Annotated in this window: 14 protein-coding genes; 8 read left to right on the top strand and 6 right to left on the bottom strand. The window is 55.5% G+C overall.

From position 1 onward, the window contains the following. Window positions 1–5 precede the first annotated feature (5 nt). Together rarD and JOE25_RS18755 are read right to left on the bottom strand one after the other, a co-directional pair. Complete coding sequence (gene rarD / locus JOE25_RS18760; protein WP_209637787.1) at window positions 6–893, bottom strand: EamA family transporter RarD; 888 nt, start codon at window positions 891–893, stop codon at window positions 6–8. Window positions 894–957: 64 nt separating this feature from the next. Continuing rightward, entirely contained in the window at window positions 958–1,428 is a 471-nt protein-coding gene (locus JOE25_RS18755) for a thioesterase family protein (protein ID WP_209637785.1), read from the bottom strand. Window positions 1,429–1,629: 201 nt separating this feature from the next. Here JOE25_RS18755 and pldA point away from each other — a divergent pair, with 201 nt between their 5' ends. The 3 genes from pldA to rhtC all read left to right on the top strand — a co-directional run bounded on the left by pldA (window position 1,630) and on the right by rhtC (window position 5,130). Then, a complete protein-coding gene (gene pldA, locus JOE25_RS18750; protein WP_209637783.1) occupies window positions 1,630–2,508 on the top strand; it encodes a phospholipase A in 879 nt (292 codons plus the stop codon). 150 nt (window positions 2,509–2,658) lie between these two features. Next, complete coding sequence (gene recQ / locus JOE25_RS18745) at window positions 2,659–4,491, top strand: ATP-dependent DNA helicase RecQ (protein ID WP_209637781.1); 1,833 nt, start codon at window positions 2,659–2,661, stop codon at window positions 4,489–4,491. A 12-nt stretch (window positions 4,492–4,503) separates the two neighbouring features. Further along, window positions 4,504–5,130, top strand: coding sequence for a threonine export protein RhtC (gene rhtC, locus JOE25_RS18740; protein WP_209637779.1), 627 nt, complete (start codon window positions 4,504–4,506; stop codon window positions 5,128–5,130). Window positions 5,131–5,255: 125 nt separating this feature from the next. On the opposite strand, the gene rhtB is transcribed toward rhtC, so the two are convergent. Continuing rightward, window positions 5,256–5,876 (bottom strand): homoserine/homoserine lactone efflux protein, encoded by a 621-nt coding sequence (gene rhtB / locus JOE25_RS18735; protein ID WP_209637778.1) that lies wholly within the window; start codon window positions 5,874–5,876, stop codon window positions 5,256–5,258. Window positions 5,877–6,011: 135 nt separating this feature from the next. Between rhtB and pldB the strand changes: the two genes are divergently transcribed. Beyond that, on the top strand, window positions 6,012–7,049 hold the full coding sequence (gene pldB / locus JOE25_RS18730; RefSeq protein ID WP_209637776.1) for a lysophospholipase L2: 1,038 nt from the start codon (window positions 6,012–6,014) through the stop codon (window positions 7,047–7,049). An 11-nt stretch (window positions 7,050–7,060) separates the two neighbouring features. Continuing rightward, on the top strand, window positions 7,061–7,861 hold the full coding sequence (yigL, locus tag JOE25_RS18725; protein WP_209637773.1) for a sugar/pyridoxal phosphate phosphatase YigL: 801 nt from the start codon (window positions 7,061–7,063) through the stop codon (window positions 7,859–7,861). Between the two features lie 152 nt (window positions 7,862–8,013). Here yigL and glpQ read toward each other — a convergent pair whose 3' ends face one another. Both glpQ and glpT read right to left on the bottom strand, forming a co-directional pair. Further along, window positions 8,014–9,093, bottom strand: a complete 1,080-nt coding sequence (gene glpQ, locus JOE25_RS18720; protein WP_209637771.1) for a glycerophosphodiester phosphodiesterase — start codon at window positions 9,091–9,093, stop codon at window positions 8,014–8,016. Window positions 9,094–9,324: 231 nt separating this feature from the next. Beyond that, window positions 9,325–10,680, bottom strand: coding sequence for a glycerol-3-phosphate transporter (glpT, locus tag JOE25_RS18715; RefSeq protein WP_037426293.1), 1,356 nt, complete (start codon window positions 10,678–10,680; stop codon window positions 9,325–9,327). A 365-nt stretch (window positions 10,681–11,045) separates the two neighbouring features. Here glpT and glpA point away from each other — a divergent pair, with 365 nt between their 5' ends. The 3 genes from glpA to glpC are packed head-to-tail and all read left to right on the top strand — an operon-like array spanning window position 11,046 to window position 15,146. Continuing rightward, window positions 11,046–12,689, top strand: coding sequence for an anaerobic glycerol-3-phosphate dehydrogenase subunit A (glpA, locus tag JOE25_RS18710; protein WP_209637769.1), 1,644 nt, complete (start codon window positions 11,046–11,048; stop codon window positions 12,687–12,689). Next, the gene (gene glpB / locus JOE25_RS18705) at window positions 12,679–13,950 is read left to right on the top strand and encodes a glycerol-3-phosphate dehydrogenase subunit GlpB (protein ID WP_209638126.1); all 1,272 of its coding nucleotides are present in this window, start codon (window positions 12,679–12,681) and stop codon (window positions 13,948–13,950) included. The genes glpA and glpB overlap by 11 nt, the downstream gene beginning before the upstream one ends. Then, window positions 13,947–15,146, top strand: a complete 1,200-nt coding sequence (gene glpC / locus JOE25_RS18700) for an anaerobic glycerol-3-phosphate dehydrogenase subunit GlpC (RefSeq protein ID WP_209637767.1) — start codon at window positions 13,947–13,949, stop codon at window positions 15,144–15,146. Before glpB ends, glpC begins: the two co-directional genes overlap by 4 nt. A 52-nt stretch (window positions 15,147–15,198) precedes the next feature. On the opposite strand, the gene JOE25_RS18695 is transcribed toward glpC, so the two are convergent. Then, window positions 15,199–15,762: a DcrB family lipoprotein gene (locus JOE25_RS18695; protein ID WP_209637766.1), complete on the bottom strand. Its 564-nt coding sequence runs from the start codon at window positions 15,760–15,762 to the stop codon at window positions 15,199–15,201. Window positions 15,763–15,773: the final 11 nt, after the last annotated feature.

Genomic DNA, 15,773 nt, shown 5'->3' with positions numbered 1-15,773 from the left:
TTGGTTCAGCGTAGTTTGCGTTGGGTGTAAAGCGCATCCATGATAAACAGAATCAACGCTGCCCAGATAAAGCCGAAGGTCACCAGTTTGTCCTGACCCACAGTTTCACCGTAGAAGGTGACGGCCAGCAGAAACATCAGCGTGGGGCCGAGGTACTGGAAAAAGCCAAGTGTCGACAGGCGTAGGCGGGTCGCTGCGGCAGTAAAGAACAGCAGCGGCACGGTGGTGACGATACCGGCAGCCACCAGCAGCAGGTTTAACGACCCAGGGTTAGCGCCCAGGTGGCTGGTCGGGCTGTCGGCAAACAGGAACAGATACGCCGCCGCCACGGGCAGTAGCCACAGGGTTTCAATCAACATACCGGTCTGTGCGTCTATGGCAATTTTCTTGCGAAGCAAGCCGTAGAACGCGAAGCTGAACGCCAGCCCCAGGCCAATAATTGGCAGAGAGCCAAATTGCCATAGCTGAATCAGTACGCCGGCGAACGCCAATACCACCGCCAGCCACTGCATTCGGCGGAAACGTTCCCCCAGGAACAACATCCCCAACAGCACGTTCACCAGCGGGTTAATGAAATACCCCAGGCTGGCCTCCAGCATATGGTGGTTATTCACCGCCCAGATAAACAGCAGCCAGTTGCCGCCGATCAGCAGTGCCGTCACCGCCAGCAGCAACAGCCGTTTGCGGTTGTGGCAGGCGGCACGCACCTGTGGCCAATTGCGGCCCAGTGAGATCAGCGCCAGCATAAAGAAGAATGACCAAATGACCCTGTGAGTGAGGATCTCATCGGCAGGGACCTGTTGGATCAGTTTGAAATAGGCCGGAGCAATGCCCCAAATAAAATAGGCAGCAAGAGCAAAGAAGATGCCCTGCCGCGTTTGCTGTGCGTCCATGACGATACTCAGATGGGTAAAACGGAGGTGCGGTGAGTGTACTGAAGACGCTCACCGCATACAATCACCCGACCAGGTAGGTGGCGGTGGCACTGGCAATATGCAGGCCATCGTGGTTATGCAGTTCAACGCGGGCGACAGCAACTTTGTTGCCGCTGCGCAAGACGCTGGCCGCAGCCACGAAGTGCTCACCGCGACCCGGACGTAGATAGTCAACGCGCAGATCGATAGTCCCCATGCGTGACAGGCGAGTAGCGACTTCTTCTTTGAGCAGAGGATCCAGACGCATCAACACACTGCCGGCGCACGCCAACCCTGCGGCGACGTCCAGTACCGACGCGATTACGCCACCGTGCAGGATCTTCTGGGCAGCGTTGCCCACCAACTTGGGCTGGTTGGTGAAACTCAGCTCCACGTAGTCGTCGTCAAAGCGGCGGAGCTCAAGGCCCAGCTCGCGGTTAAACGGCATGTGATAAACAAAGATTTCGCCAATTTTCTGGCGTGCGGCTTCGAGAGTCAGTGGTGTGGTAGACATAAATACCTATGCTTGTTCTGTGTAGTAGGGAAGGTAACTGGTCAGTCCAGGTTAACTGTTTGTTGATATTATGCCTATATTTTGTTGCTTTCCAGACTAATCCAATAAATACACGTCACGCTGCTGTAAAACCGCCTTTGTGTGTAAAATGGCCTGTTTTTATTTCAGAGTTTGTCATTTTTTGTTGGGGTGAGGAACGTTATGCGCATTTTGTCAGGGATCGTTTTAGCCACGCTGGCGGTGCCGCTGGTGGTTCAGGCGGAAGAGGCCAAAGAGCAGCAAATTCATGATAAACCGGCGGTGCGCGGCAGCATTATTGCCAACATGCTGCAGGATCACGACAACCCATTTACGCTGTACCCGTACGATACCAACTACGTGTTGTACACCGATACCAGCAATATCAACAAAGAAGCCATCAAGTCCTATAACTGGGCCGAAAATGCACGCAAGGATGAAGTGAAATACCAGCTCAGCCTGGCGTTTCCACTGTGGCGCGGTATTGCCGGCGACAACTCTGTGCTGGGCGCTTCTTACACGCAACGCTCATGGTGGCAGCTTTCCAACCACAGTGAGTCATCGCCCTTCCGTGAGACCAACTATGAACCACAGGTATTCTTGGGCTGGGCGACGGATTACAGCTTTGCCGGTTGGACACTGCGTGACGTTGAAGTTGGTCTTAACCACCAATCCAACGGCCGCTCTGATCCCACTTCTCGCAGTTGGAACCGCGGTTACGCGCGCTTTATGGCGCAAAATGGCAACTGGCAGGTGGATCTCAAACCCTGGTTCCGTTTCTCGGAAAGCGACAGCAGCGACGACAACCCGGATATCACCAAATACATGGGTTACTACCGCCTGAAAGTCGGTTATGCCTGGGGTGACAGCATATTCAGCGTCGACAGCCATTATAACTGGAACAGCGGCTACGGCGGCGCGGAAATGGGCTGGAGCTACCCGATCGGCAAGCACGTGCGTTTCTACACTCAGGTGTTCAGCGGCTACGGCGAATCCTTGATTGATTACAACTTCCGGCAGACACGGGTTGGCGTTGGTGTCATGCTAAACGATATTATGTAATCATACCCTGCGTACTTGAAGCTGCTGCTGTGTTGGCTGCGTAGACTCACCCCCGCTCACTTGGTTGGCCAAGCTCCCGGGGATTCACCTACTGGCCGCCTTGCCGCAGCTCCAATGACTTTGGGAATACCGTTCAAAGTGGGGAAGTGTGTGTCAACCGCAGCAGTGATAAACAAAGAGTTGCTGGCAGAGCAGGTATTACGCGATACCTTCGGCTACCAGCAATTCCGACCGGGTCAACAAACGATTATCAATACGGCGATCGCTGGGCAGGATTGCCTGGTTGTTATGCCGACCGGTGGCGGTAAATCGTTGTGCTATCAAATCCCGGCGCTGGTGATGGACGGCCTGACATTAGTGGTTTCCCCATTGATCTCATTGATGAAAGATCAGGTTGATCAACTGCTGGCCTATGGCGTCTCTGCCGCTTGCTATAACTCGACTCAGACACGCGAGCAACAGCTTGAAGTGATGGCGGGTTGCCGCAATGGCCAGATCAAAATGCTGTATATCGCCCCTGAAAGATTGATGATGGACAGTTTCCTCGATCAGCTCGGGGGCTATCCACCGGCCCTGTTGGCGGTGGATGAAGCGCATTGTATTTCTCAGTGGGGTCACGATTTCCGTCCAGAATACCGCGCGCTGGGGCTGCTGAAGCAACGCTTCCCAGATATGCCGGTGATTGCCCTGACCGCGACCGCAGATGAGTCGACGCGTGGCGATATCGTGCGTCTGTTGGCGCTGCAGGATCCGCTCGTCCAGGTCAGCAGCTTTGACAGACCGAATATTCGTTACACGCTGGTGGAGAAGTTCAAACCGCTCGATCAGCTGTGGCGCTTTGTGCAGGACCAACGGGGTAAGAGCGGTATTATTTACTGCAACAGCCGCGCCAAGGTTGAAGACACCACCGCGCGCCTGCAAAGCCGTGGCCTAAGCGTGGGAGCCTACCACGCAGGGCTGGATAATGAGCGCCGCGCACAGGTGCAGGAAGCCTTCCAACGTGACGATTTGCAGGTGGTGGTGGCTACCGTTGCCTTCGGCATGGGCATCAACAAACCCAACGTGCGTTTCGTGGTTCACTTTGATATTCCACGCAATATCGAATCTTATTACCAGGAAACCGGTCGCGCCGGTCGCGACGGCCTGCCGGCTGAAGCCATTTTGTTGTATGACCCGGCGGACATGGCCTGGCTGCGTCGCTGTCTGGAAGAAAAACCGGCCGGGCAGCAGCTGGATATTGAACGACATAAGCTCAATGCCATGGGCGCGTTTGCTGAAGCGCAAACCTGTCGCCGATTGGTGTTACTCAACTATTTTGGTGAAGGTAAACACCAGAACTGCGGCAACTGCGATATCTGCCTGGATCCGCCCAAGCGCTATGACGGACTGGAAGATGCCCGCAAGGCGTTGTCCTGCGTGTATCGTGTCGGCCAGCGTTTCGGGCTGGGCTATATTGTCGAAGTGTTGCGCGGCTCCAATAACCAGCGTATCCGTGAATACGGGCATGAAAAGTTGCCGGTATACGGCATTGGTCGCGATCAAACCACCGAGCATTGGACGAGCGTACTGCGTCAGTTGATCCACCTGGGTTTTATCACTCAGAACATCGCTATGCATTCGGCGCTGCAACTGACCGAGGCCGCACGCCCGGTACTGCGTGGTGAGCTGGAGCTGCAACTGGCGGTACCGCGCATCCAGAGCCTGAAGGTCCGCAGTAGCGCTAACCAAAAATCCTACGGTGGTAATTACGATCGCAAATTGTTCGCTAAACTGCGCAAGCTGCGTAAGTCGATTGCCGACGAAGAAAATATCCCCCCTTACGTGGTATTCAACGATGCTACGCTGCTGGAAATGGCGGAACAGATGCCAATTAAGGCCGGTGACCTGTTGAGTGTTAACGGTGTCGGTCAGCGCAAGCTGGAGCGTTTTGGCGCCCCGTTTATGGCGATGATCCGCGAGCACCTCGATAATGACGAAGATTAAGGGCAATAAATCATGTTGATGCTATTTCTAACCGTGGCTCTGGTGCACCTGATTGCGCTGATGAGCCCGGGCCCAGACTTCTTTTTTGTGTCGCAAACCGCCGCCAGCCGTTCGCGCCGTGAGGCGATGATGGGCGTGGTGGGCATTTCGCTCGGCATCGTGGTGTGGGCGGGGGTGGCGCTGATGGGCCTGCACTTGATCCTGCAAAAAATGGCCTGGCTGCATCAGATTATTATGGTCGGCGGTGGGATTTACCTGTGCTGGATGGGCTGGCAGCTGCTGCGTTCCGCTCGCGCCCAAAACGCGCAATCTGCGCTGGCACCGGAAGTGAAAGTCGCCTTGCCCAAGCCGGGACGCAGCTTTATTCGTGGTTTCCTGACTAACCTGTCTAATCCGAAGGCGGTTATCTATTTCGGCAGCGTGTTTTCACTGTTTGTGGGTGACGATGTGGGGGCCGGTGCGCGCTGGGGCCTGTTTTTGTTGATCATCGCTGAGACGTTTGTTTGGTTCAGCCTGGTTGCGGTGGTGTTTGCGCTGCCAGCGATGCGCCGCGGCTATCAGCGGCTGGCTAAGTGGATCGACGGGCTGGCGGGCGTATTGTTCACCGGCTTCGGCTTGCACCTGATTTTTACCCGCTAGGCTATTTTACTTGCCAGGTTGGGCCCGAGCAGTGCTCAGGAGCCTCACGTACTCCGTGTAGGCTCCGGGTCTTATGCGCTGATCCTCTCCAACCTGTTTGCGATAATTAGGCGTAGAATGCGCTATCAGGCTTTTCTTGCCGTGGCGAGCAACCCGGCCACCAGAATAAACAGCGAACCGAAGATGCGGTTCAGCAGCTGCATTTGGCGCGGCGTTTTTAGCCAACCTGCAATGCGGGTTGCCAGCGTGGCGTAGCCAATCATCACGATGATATCCACTACCACGGTGGTGACACCCAGCACCAGGTACTGTTCGGCCTGCGGCTGGTTGGGCAAAATAAACTGTGGGAACAGCGCGGCCAGAAACACGATGCTTTTTGGGTTGGTCAGATTTACCAGCACCGCACGGCGGAACAGGCGGCGGCGCGGCATCGTACCCGCCAGCGTATGCAGGTCCAGGGCACCGGCGGCGCGCCACTGCTGAATACCGAGCCACACGAGATAAGCAGCACCCAGCCATTTCAGCAATTCAAACGCCATCAGCGATTGTGACACCAACGCGCCCAGGCCAATGCCGACCAGAACGATATGCAAACTCAGCCCAACCTGCAGGCCGGCGATCGATGCTGCCGCGCCACGATAACCGTGGCTGATGCCGGTGCTCATGGTGTTGATCGCCCCTGAACCGGGTGACAGGCTGAGGATAAGGGTTGTTAGCAGATAGGTTAACCACCAGTCTAAGGTCATCGCAGTGCTCCCTGAAAGCGCCAATTTGTGCCAAAATGGTTCGGTTTTTGTAAGAATTGAATCACAATACGCTAGTATTATTTCTTGTGCCAGAAGTCACATTTTTGCCGCTGGCGGCTCAGGGAAAAGCTCTTGATGACGTCGTTTACTCTCAGCACTGATGACTGGTTAACGCGTGAAACGCAGTTCGCTGCCTTCGCCACCGGACCGCTGCTGGATTTTTGGCGGCTGCGTGAAGAAGGCGAGTTCAGCGGGGTTGGCGGTGTGCCAATCCGTTTCGTACGTTTCCGCTCTGCACGTCACCAGCGGGTGGTGGTGATCAGCCCCGGCCGCATCGAAAGTTACGTTAAATATCCTGAGGTTGCTTACGATCTGTTTCATTGCGGCTATGACGTAATGATTCTGGATCACCGCGGGCAAGGCCGTTCAGGCCGTTTGCTGGCAGATACGCACCGGGGTCATGTGATAAACTTTGCCGATTACGTTGACGATTTCGCGCAATTCTATCAGCAAGAAGTGGCACCAGGTGGCTACCGGCAACGTTTTGCGTTGGCCCATTCGATGGGGGGAGCGATCCTGGCGCAGTTTCTGGTACGCCAGCCTCAGAGCTTTGACGCAGCTGCGTTTTGTGCACCCATGTTCGGTATTTATTTGCCAATGCCCGACTGGATGGCAAACCGTATCCTGAATTGGGCGGAGAAATACCCCGTAGTACGCGACTACTATGCAATAGGCACTGGCCAGTGGCGGCCACTGCCCTATGTCGTCAATGTATTGACCCACAGCCGGGAGCGCTATCGGCGCTGTTTGCGTTATTACGCCGATTATCCCGAGTTACAAGTGGGCGGGCCGACTTACCATTGGGTAAGGGAAAGCCTGCAGGCTGGGCGAGAGATTATTGCTCAAGCGGCTAAAATAACCACGCCGCTATTATTATTACAGGCCGGGGAAGAACGGGTGGTCGACAACCGTTCCCACCAGGCTTTTTGTCAGGCATTGTCAGACGCGGGTCATCCCTGTGAAGGGGGTAAACCGCAGGTTATCGAAGGCGCACGGCATGAGATCCTGTTTGAGCGGGACGCGATGCGCGCCGAAGCATTGAGCGCAATCCTGCGTTTCTATGCTCAACACTTAGGTGGTGCACCTACCGCCGACCACTCCATCAGAGGTTAGAACATACCGCTATGTATCACGTCGTTGCTTCCGATTTAGATGGCACGCTGCTATCACCTGACCATACGCTGTCACCTTACGCCAAAGAGACCTTGAAGCTGCTGACCCAGCGTGGCGTGCATTTTGTTTTTGCTACCGGCCGCCACCATATCGACGTTGCGCAGATCCGCGATAGCCTCGATATCAATGCCTTTATGATCACCTCTAATGGCGCTCGAGTGCACAATACCGACGGCGAGCTGATTTTCAGCCATAATCTGGCCGAAGACATTGCCCGTGATCTCTACGGCATGCTGCATGACGATGCGGACATCACCACCAACGTCTACCGTAACGACGACTGGTACATCAACCGCGAAAGCCCGGAGCAGGAGGAATTCTTCCGCGAGTCGATCTTCACCTACCAACTGTTCGAGCCAGGACTGCTGGAAACCGACGGTGTGTGCAAGGTGTACTTCACCTGTGACGATCACGAAAAACTGCTGCCGCTGGAAGATGCCATCAATGCGCGTTGGGGCGATCGGGTTAACGTCAGTTTCTCGTTTCCAACCTGTCTGGAAGTGATGGCGGGCGGTGTGTCAAAAGGGCATGCGCTGGAAGAAGTGGCCAAGATCATCGGCTATACGCTGAAAGAGTGCATTGCCTTTGGCGACGGTATGAATGATCTGGAAATGCTGTCGATGGCCGGTAAAGGCTGCATCATGCGTGACGCGCACCAGCGTCTGAAAGACAAGCTGCCTGAGCTGGAAGTGATTGGCTCCAACGTCGACGACGCGGTACCGCACTATCTGCGTAAGATGTTCCTGGCCTGATAACCCTTCGTTTAGCATTGTTGGCTACGCGCACTTACCCCAGTCACTGACTTGAGTAAGCTCCCGGGGATGCGTTTACTTGTCAGCCTCGCCGGGACGCGAAATCCATTGGGTTGTGACTTATCATGGGGCGCCTTGCGGCGCCCTGATGGTTACTTGTGCTGGCCCTGCTTTTGCAGGAATTGCACGCCCTTGTCAGGGAAGTCGGTGAATACGCCGTCAACGCCTGCTTGGTTGTAAATCACGTCATACAGTTGGTTCACGTCGGTGACGTAGTTCGGTAGCGCATCTGCACGGATGGTGAATGGGTGCACCGCCAGTTTATTGGCATGGGCTTCCTTCACCATGTCGGTCAATACCACCTTGCCGGGCTTGGATTTCTCCGCTACCACCAGCATGTGGTAGTCCGGTCCGATACCGTCGGCGTACTGAGCAATTTGCTTCATCGCGCCTGGTTTGAACATCCAGTCATAGTCGTATTCCACCCACTTGCCATCGGCCTTTTGCTCATAGGTTTCCTGCCACTTGTTATAGGCAATCAGTTGGATCAGTTTCAGATCCATACCCATCTTCGGTTCAAGCTCGGTTTTAATTCGCTTCAGTTCGTTGGCGTCGAAGCATTGCAGATAGACGTTATCGCCTTTGCCGGTATAACCATACTGCTTCAGGACTGACAGCACCTTGCTGGAGATGTCTTTGCCTTCCTGCTTGTGGAACCAGGGTGCTTTGATTTCCGGGTAGATACCGATATTTTTACCGGTTGAATGGTTCAGGCCCTGAACAAACTCGATCTCTTCCTGGAAGGTATGAACACGGAAGTCGGATTTGCCCATCGGGAAACGGCCTGGGTATCCCTGTACCTTCTTGCCGTTTTCGATCTCAAAGCCTTCGGTAAACTTCAGCGATTTAATTTCCGGCAACGTGAAGTCGATGGCGTAATAGCGACCATCTTTGCGCGCACGGTCTGGGAAACGTTCTGCCACATCGGTGACGCGATCGAGATAGTGGTCATGCAACACCACCAACTCGTTGTCTTTGGTCATCACCAGATCCTGCTCGAGGAAGTCTGCCCCCTGCGCATAGGCCATGGCCTTCGCGGGCAGCGTGTGTTCCGGCAGATAACCGCTGGCGCCACGGTGGGCAATGACTACCTTGTCGGCGGCGTGCGCCGCGCTGACCATTGAGGTCGCCAGGATGATCCCTGTCAGCAGGGCTTTGACTTGAGTCCGCATGTTGTTGTTCTCCGTGTTGTAGGGGCAGAGGGGAGTAAAAAGGCCGCAATGCGGCCTGAGTTTGATGACAAAGTGGTTTTTGAACCCGAGATGCCCGGGCTTAGCGCGCCGAGGGGCGCTCCGGCGGACAAGCCGCTACGACCCCATCGGCACACTTTCCCTAATAACAGGCTTTGTCAGCAGTGTAAGGCCGCAATGCGGCCTTTAAATAATGCGACAGTGATATGAAACTTAACCGCGTTTATTGGCAGCGATTTCTGCGTGGTGCTTTTTCTCGCTCATCATGGTCAGCAACAACAGGACTACCGCACCGATGCTGCCGCCAATCATCACCATGAAGCCGCCGTCCCAACCGAAGTAGTCAACGGTATAGCCGACGATGGCGCTGGCTGCGACGGAACCCCCCAGGTAACCGAACAGACCGGTGAAGCCCGCAGCGGTACCGGCTGCTTTCTTCGGCGCCAGCTCCAATGCGTGCAGACCGATCAACATCACCGGGCCATAAATCAGGAAGCCGATGGTGATCATACAGGCCATATCGATGCCAGGATTACCGACCGGGTTCAGCCAGTAAACCACGGTGGCGATGGTCACCAGGGTCATAAAGAACACGCCCGTTGCACCGCGGTTACCTTTGAACACCTTGTCCGACATCCAGCCGCACAGCAGGGTGCCCGGAATACCGGCATATTCGTACAGGAAGTAAGCCCAGGAAGACTTGTCCAGCGCAAAATGCTTCACTTCTTTCAGGTAGGTCGGTGACCAGTCCAGGATGCCGTAACGCAACAGGTAGACGAACACGTTGGCTACGGCGATGTACCACAACAGCTTGTTCGGCAGAATGTATTGCATGAAGATTTGCTTGGCAGTCAGCTCTTCTTCCGCTTTATCGCTGTAATCGTCCGGGTAATCGTTTTTGTATTCTTCGATCGGTGGCAGGCCACAAGATTGTGGGGTGTCACGCATTAGGGCAAAGGCGATCAGGGCGACCAGGATGGCACCGAAGGCCGGCATATACAGCGCAGCATGCCAGTCGTTGAACCATGCCATACCGAGCAGGAACAGCAGTGGCGGCAGACCACCACCTACGTTGTGGGCACAGTTCCAGACCGAAACAATACCGCCGCGTTCTTTCTGCGACCACCAGTGCACCATGGTTCGGCCACACGGCGGCCAGCCCATTCCCTGGAACCAACCGCACAGGAACAGCAGCACGAACATGACAGCGATGCTAGACGTTGCCCAAGGCACGAAGCCCATGAACAACATCACTGCTGCGGCCAAAATCAAGCCGGCGGGCAGGAATACGCGCGGGTTGGAGCGGTCAGACACCGACCCCATGATGAATTTGGAAAAACCGTAGGCGATAGAAATACCGGACAGCGCGAAACCGAGGTCACCGCGGCTGAAACCTTGGTCAATCAAATAAGGCATGGCCAGGGTGAAGTTCTTGCGCACCAGGTAATAGGCGGCATAACCGAAGAAAATCCCCATAAAAATTTGCCAGCGCAATTTACGGTACAGCGGGTCGACTTTGTCGACCGGCACACGGGAAATGTGTGCTGCCGGCTTAAAAATACTCAACATGAGCGCCTCCGATGGCTTTATCTAGTTATCACATCAATATGATCTTGTACGTTCATTTGATGATTGAGCGGATATCGAATGTGGTGTTTTTATGTTCCATAACGAGCGCCATCCTAGTCAAATCAGCCTGGTGTCGCTGTGATGAATGGCGCAATTGTTACACTTTTATGAAGCACCGGCGAATTTTGAGCGATTCGTTAACGTTATGAAATAGAAAAACACCCAAAAATCGTGATTATGATCACATTCATGGTTTTTTGTGGACATTATGTTTTCGTTTCAGGTTCGTTATTGTTCCTTATCAAACAAAGACCCCAGTGACTGTGGCTCAATAGACGCATAACCACGGATCATGAGGGAGTGTCATGAGCAGCCATTCACCGGCTAACGAAACGGATGTGATCATCATCGGCGGTGGCGCAACCGGCGCGGGCATTGCGCGTGACTGTGCGCGCCGTGGACTGCGTTGCATACTGCTTGAGCGCCACGACATCGCGACTGGCGCGACGGGCCGCAACCATGGCCTGTTGCACAGTGGTGCGCGTTATGCGGTGACCGACGGCGAGTCGGCACGCGAGTGTATAGAAGAAAACCGTATCCTCAAACGCATTGCACATCACTGCATTGAGCGTACCGATGGGCTGTTTATTACGTTGCCGCAGGATTCGTTGGCCTACCAACAAGAGTTTATTGCCGCCTGTCACAGTGCCGGCATCAACGCCGAAGCGATTGACCCACAGTTGGCACTGCGCCTGGAGCCCGCGGCGAATCCAACATTGATAGGTGCGGTGCGCGTACCCGATGGCACTGTTGATCCGTTCCGACTAACCGCCGCGAATATGCTCGATGCCCGTGAGCACGGGGCGCAAATTCTGACCTATCATCAGGTGGTTGGTTTGATTCGTGTGGGCGATCGCGTGACAGGCGTGCGCGTTTTCGACCATAAATCTGCGCGCCGCTACGATATTCATGCCGAAATAGTGGTTAACGCCGCCGGCATTTGGGGCCAGCAGATTGCGGAATATGCCGATTTGCGTATTCGCATGTTCCCGGCGAAAGGTGCTTTGCTGATCCTCGGGCATCGCATCAATAACATGGTGATCAACCGTTGCCGCAAGCCCGCAGATGCCGACATTCTGGTTCCGGGCGACACCATTTCGTTGATTGGCACAACGTCCACCCACATTGACTATGACCAGATTGACAACATGCAGGTGACACCACAAGAAGTGGACATCCTGATACGTGAAGGCGCGTTATTGGCACCGGAGCTGGCGCAGACCCGTATTCTGCGAGCTTATGCCGGCGTGCGTCCACTGGTGGCCAGTGATGATGATCCGAGTGGCCGTAACGTCAGCCGTGGCATTGTGCTGCTAGATCATGCCAGCCGTGACGGGTTGGAAGGGTTTATCACCATCACCGGCGGCAAACTGATGACCTACCGGCTGATGGCACAGTGGGCCACCGATAAAGTATGCGAAAAGCTCGGGTTAACTAGCCCCTGCACCACTGCGCAAGAGGCCCTACCGGGTTCCCGCCAGTCGGCGGAAGAAACCGTACGCAGCGTGGTTTCTCTCCCCGCCAGCATTCGCGGTTCGGCGGTTTATCGTCACGGTGACCGTGCCAGTCGGGTACCGGCTGGCGATCGGCTGGATAACAGCCTGGTGTGCGAATGTGAAGCCGTTACCGCTGGCGAGGTGCGTTATGCGGTGAACACGCTCACCGTCAATAATCTGGTCGATCTGCGCCGTCGTACCCGCGTTGGCATGGGCACCTGCCAAGGTGAGCTTTGCGCCTGTCGCGCCGCTGGGCTACTCACGCGTTTTAACGTCACCACCCCGCAGCAGTCTATCGATCAGTTATCACATTTCCTCAATGAGCGTTGGAAAGGGGTACGACCTATCGCTTGGGGGGATGCGCTACGCGAAAGCGAATTTACCAGTTGGGTTTACCAGGGATTGTGCGGGCTTGATGCCCGGGAGGAACAGGAGGCCGATGATGCGATTTGACGTAGTGGTGATTGGCGGCGGGTTGGCGGGCATGACCTGTGCGATTCGCTTGTCGGAGCAAGGCAAGCGTTGTGCCGTCGTCAGTTCAGGCCAGAGTGCCCTCTATTTCTCCTCCGGCTCGCTTGATCTGCTGGCACAGTTACCCGACGGCACGCCGGTAGAGGCTCCCCTGGCAGCGTTGCCTGCGCTTGCCATACAAGCCCCTCAGCACCCCTATTCATTGATGGGGGCGGAACGGGTAGCCACGTTGTCTGACGAAGCAGCACGGTTGCTGCATCGCTGCGGCCTCAGTTTACAGGGGGGCAGCGAACGTAATCATCTGCGCGTTACGCCGCTTGGCACGCGCCGAGCCACTTGGCTCAGCCCGCAGGCGATACCCGTCACGCCGCTGGAAGGGGAGCTTCCATGGCAAAACATCGCGGTAATTGGTATCGAAGGATTTTTAGATTTTCAGCCCCAGCTGGTTGCCAGTTCCTTGACGCAGGCGTTGGGGATCAAGGCCGAAGTGGCTCATATGCACCTGCCTGTGCTGGACCGGTTGCGTAACAACCCCAGTGAGTTTCGGGCGGTGAATATTGCCAGAGTGCTGGATCTTGCTGAGAACCTGACATTGATGGCGGATGAAGTGCGTCGACTTGCCGGGGATGCCGAGGCGATTTTCTTGCCCGCCTGCTTGGGGTTGGAAGACGATAAGCCGCTGGCGGCGCTGCAGGCGGCGGTGGGGAAACCTATCCGCGTGTTGCCGACGCTCCCCCCTTCGGTGTTGGGCATGCGCTTGCACCAGGCTCTGCGATCGCGTTTACAGCAACTGGGCGGCGTTTTTATGCCAGGTGACAGCGTACTGCGGGCAGATATCGACGCTGGGCGTGTGACGGGTCTCTATACCCGCAACCACACCGATATTCCGCTCATTGCGCAACACGTGGTGCTGGCCAGCGGCAGCTTTTTCAGTAATGGGCTGGTGGCGGACTTCGACGGTATACGTGAACCGGTATTGGGGTTGGATGTCGACAGCCGAACCGATCGCGCAGATTGGTGCCATAGCGATCTGTTTGCTCCGCAACCCTATCTGCAATTTGGGGTGCGTACCGATAGCCAGTTACGGGCAATAAGACACGGGGAGCCATTGAGCAACCTGTTCGCGATTGGTGCGGTGACTGGTAGCTACGATCCGCTGCAGCAGGGTTGCGGCGCGGGTGTTTCGCTGATTGGAGCGCTGCATGTTGCGCAACAGATTGCAGCGCAGGAGGAGCAACCATGAGCCTACAGAAAGACAATAGTTTTGAGAACTGCATCAAGTGTACGGTGTGCACCACCTATTGTCCCGTGGCCAAAGTCAACCCACTCTATCCGGGGCCAAAGCAGGCGGGGCCTGACGGTGAACGTCTGAGGCTCAAGGATCCGGCGTTGTACGACGAAGCGCTTAAGTATTGCACTAACTGCAAACGCTGTGAGGTGGCTTGCCCGTCAGACGTCAAAATCGGCGATATCATTCAACGGGCTCGCGCCGACTATGCCCAAAGCAAACCTACGTTGCGCGATGCCATCCTGAGCCACACCGATATTATGGGCTCGCTATCGACGCCGTTTGCACCGATCGTTAATGCAGCTACCGGGTTGAAACCGGTACGCGCTTTACTGGATAAGGCGTTAAAAATTGACCATCGTCGCGAACTGCCTAAATATTCGTTTGGCACCTTCCGGCGCTGGTACCGCCAGCAAGCGCAGGTCCAGCAGCGTTACGCTGAGCAGGTGGCGTTTTTCCACGGCTGCTTCGTCAATTACAACCATCCGCAACTGGGTAAGGATCTGATCAAGGTCTTTAATGCGATGGATATCGGCGTGCAGCTGCTAAAGCGTGAAAAATGCTGCGGCGTGCCGCTAATCGCCAACGGCTTTATCGCCCAGGCCAAAAAGCAGGCCAAGGTGAATGCAGAGTCGCTGCATGAAGCGGTGCTGGAGCGCGGTATTCCTGTCGTGGCAACGTCGTCGAGCTGTACTTTTACTCTGCGCGATGAATATCCGCATTTGCTGGAGGTGGATACCTCGGCAGTGCGTGAACGGGTAGAGCTGGCGACACGTTATCTGTATCGCCTGATCAATCAAGGACGTCAGTTGCCATTGAAAAACACGCCATTACGGGTGGCTTACCATACGCCTTGCCATATGGAGAAAATGGGCTGGACTGCTTATACGCTGGAATTGTTGCGGCAAATCCCGGGGCTGGAGCTGATCGTGCTGGACTCGCAGTGCTGTGGGATTGCCGGCACCTACGGTTTTAAATCGGAAAACTATGCGACCTCACAGGGGATCGGTGCATCGCTGTTCCGCCAGATAGAGGAAAGTGGCGTGGATGTCGTGGTCACCGACTGCGAAACCTGCAAATGGCAAATCGAAATGTCGACCAGCAAGCGCTGCGAACATCCGATCACTCTGCTGGCGCAGGCATTGGCGTAAGGCACCGCAGGCTGTGTCCCTCCAGGTTCAATGGAGGGACACAGTCGCGTATTTATTTTTTCAGCTTCAGCGTTTTGATGATGCCTTCGGCTTCAGCCTGTGCCTGCTGCTGGTTATCCGCCGGCAGGGTCACCTGAATAGTCAGCATGTTATTGTTCAGCGTGCCAATCAAGATAGAAGAGTAGGCTTTCTCGCCGCTGCTGGTGATGATGCTGTCTAACTGACGCAGTGGCACGCCGTCAACGTCGATGGCTTTGTTGGTGACCACCTGCAGGTTGGCATCACGCGCACGTTGGGTATCTTCCAGACGTTTGCTCAGCGTTTCCAAGCTGTCGGGGGTTTTGTCGCCGAGGATCACGATCAGCGCACGTTGACCGGTGCTGTCGGCGTAGACATGCATGTTGTTTGCCTGATTGCCCAGTTTGCCACTTTGGTCCGCCATGCCAACGGGCAGGGTGAAGGCCAGCGTACCCTCCAGCAAGCTTACCTGTTGCCCCGCCGGGGCGCTGGCAGCAGCATCAGCCGCTGATGCCTTGGTGTCTTTGGTGTCGCCGTCACAGGCCGCCAGGCCAAGCACTAACAGGCTGATACCCATCAATTTTGCTACTTTACGCATTGGGCTTCCTT

Origin of the sequence: Serratia sp. PL17, from assembly GCF_017832355.1 — a bacterium.
In the GTDB taxonomy this organism is placed as follows: domain Bacteria; phylum Pseudomonadota; class Gammaproteobacteria; order Enterobacterales; family Enterobacteriaceae; genus Serratia.
This window is presented reverse-complemented; position numbering and strand designations above follow the sequence as displayed.

Bases quoted from the DNA above. Each gene is read 5' to 3' on its own strand.
- rarD (WP_209637787.1), bottom strand. From the start codon at position 893: ATGGACGCACAGCAAACGCGGCAGGGCATCTTCTTTGCTCTTGCTGCC.
- JOE25_RS18755 (WP_209637785.1), bottom strand. From the start codon at position 1,428: ATGTCTACCACACCACTGACTCTCGAAGCCGCACGCCAGAAAATTGGC.
- pldA (WP_209637783.1), top strand. From the start codon at position 1,630: ATGCGCATTTTGTCAGGGATCGTTTTAGCCACGCTGGCGGTGCCGCTG.
- rhtC (WP_209637779.1), top strand. From the start codon at position 4,504: ATGTTGATGCTATTTCTAACCGTGGCTCTGGTGCACCTGATTGCGCTG.
- rhtB (WP_209637778.1), bottom strand. From the start codon at position 5,876: ATGACCTTAGACTGGTGGTTAACCTATCTGCTAACAACCCTTATCCTC.
- pldB (WP_209637776.1), top strand. From the start codon at position 6,012: ATGACGTCGTTTACTCTCAGCACTGATGACTGGTTAACGCGTGAAACG.
- yigL (WP_209637773.1), top strand. From the start codon at position 7,061: ATGTATCACGTCGTTGCTTCCGATTTAGATGGCACGCTGCTATCACCT.
- glpQ (WP_209637771.1), bottom strand. From the start codon at position 9,093: ATGCGGACTCAAGTCAAAGCCCTGCTGACAGGGATCATCCTGGCGACC.
- glpT (WP_037426293.1), bottom strand. From the start codon at position 10,680: ATGTTGAGTATTTTTAAGCCGGCAGCACACATTTCCCGTGTGCCGGTC.
- glpA (WP_209637769.1), top strand. From the start codon at position 11,046: ATGAGCAGCCATTCACCGGCTAACGAAACGGATGTGATCATCATCGGC.
- glpB (WP_209638126.1), top strand. From the start codon at position 12,679: ATGCGATTTGACGTAGTGGTGATTGGCGGCGGGTTGGCGGGCATGACC.
- glpC (WP_209637767.1), top strand. From the start codon at position 13,947: ATGAGCCTACAGAAAGACAATAGTTTTGAGAACTGCATCAAGTGTACG.
- JOE25_RS18695 (WP_209637766.1), bottom strand. From the start codon at position 15,762: ATGCGTAAAGTAGCAAAATTGATGGGTATCAGCCTGTTAGTGCTTGGC.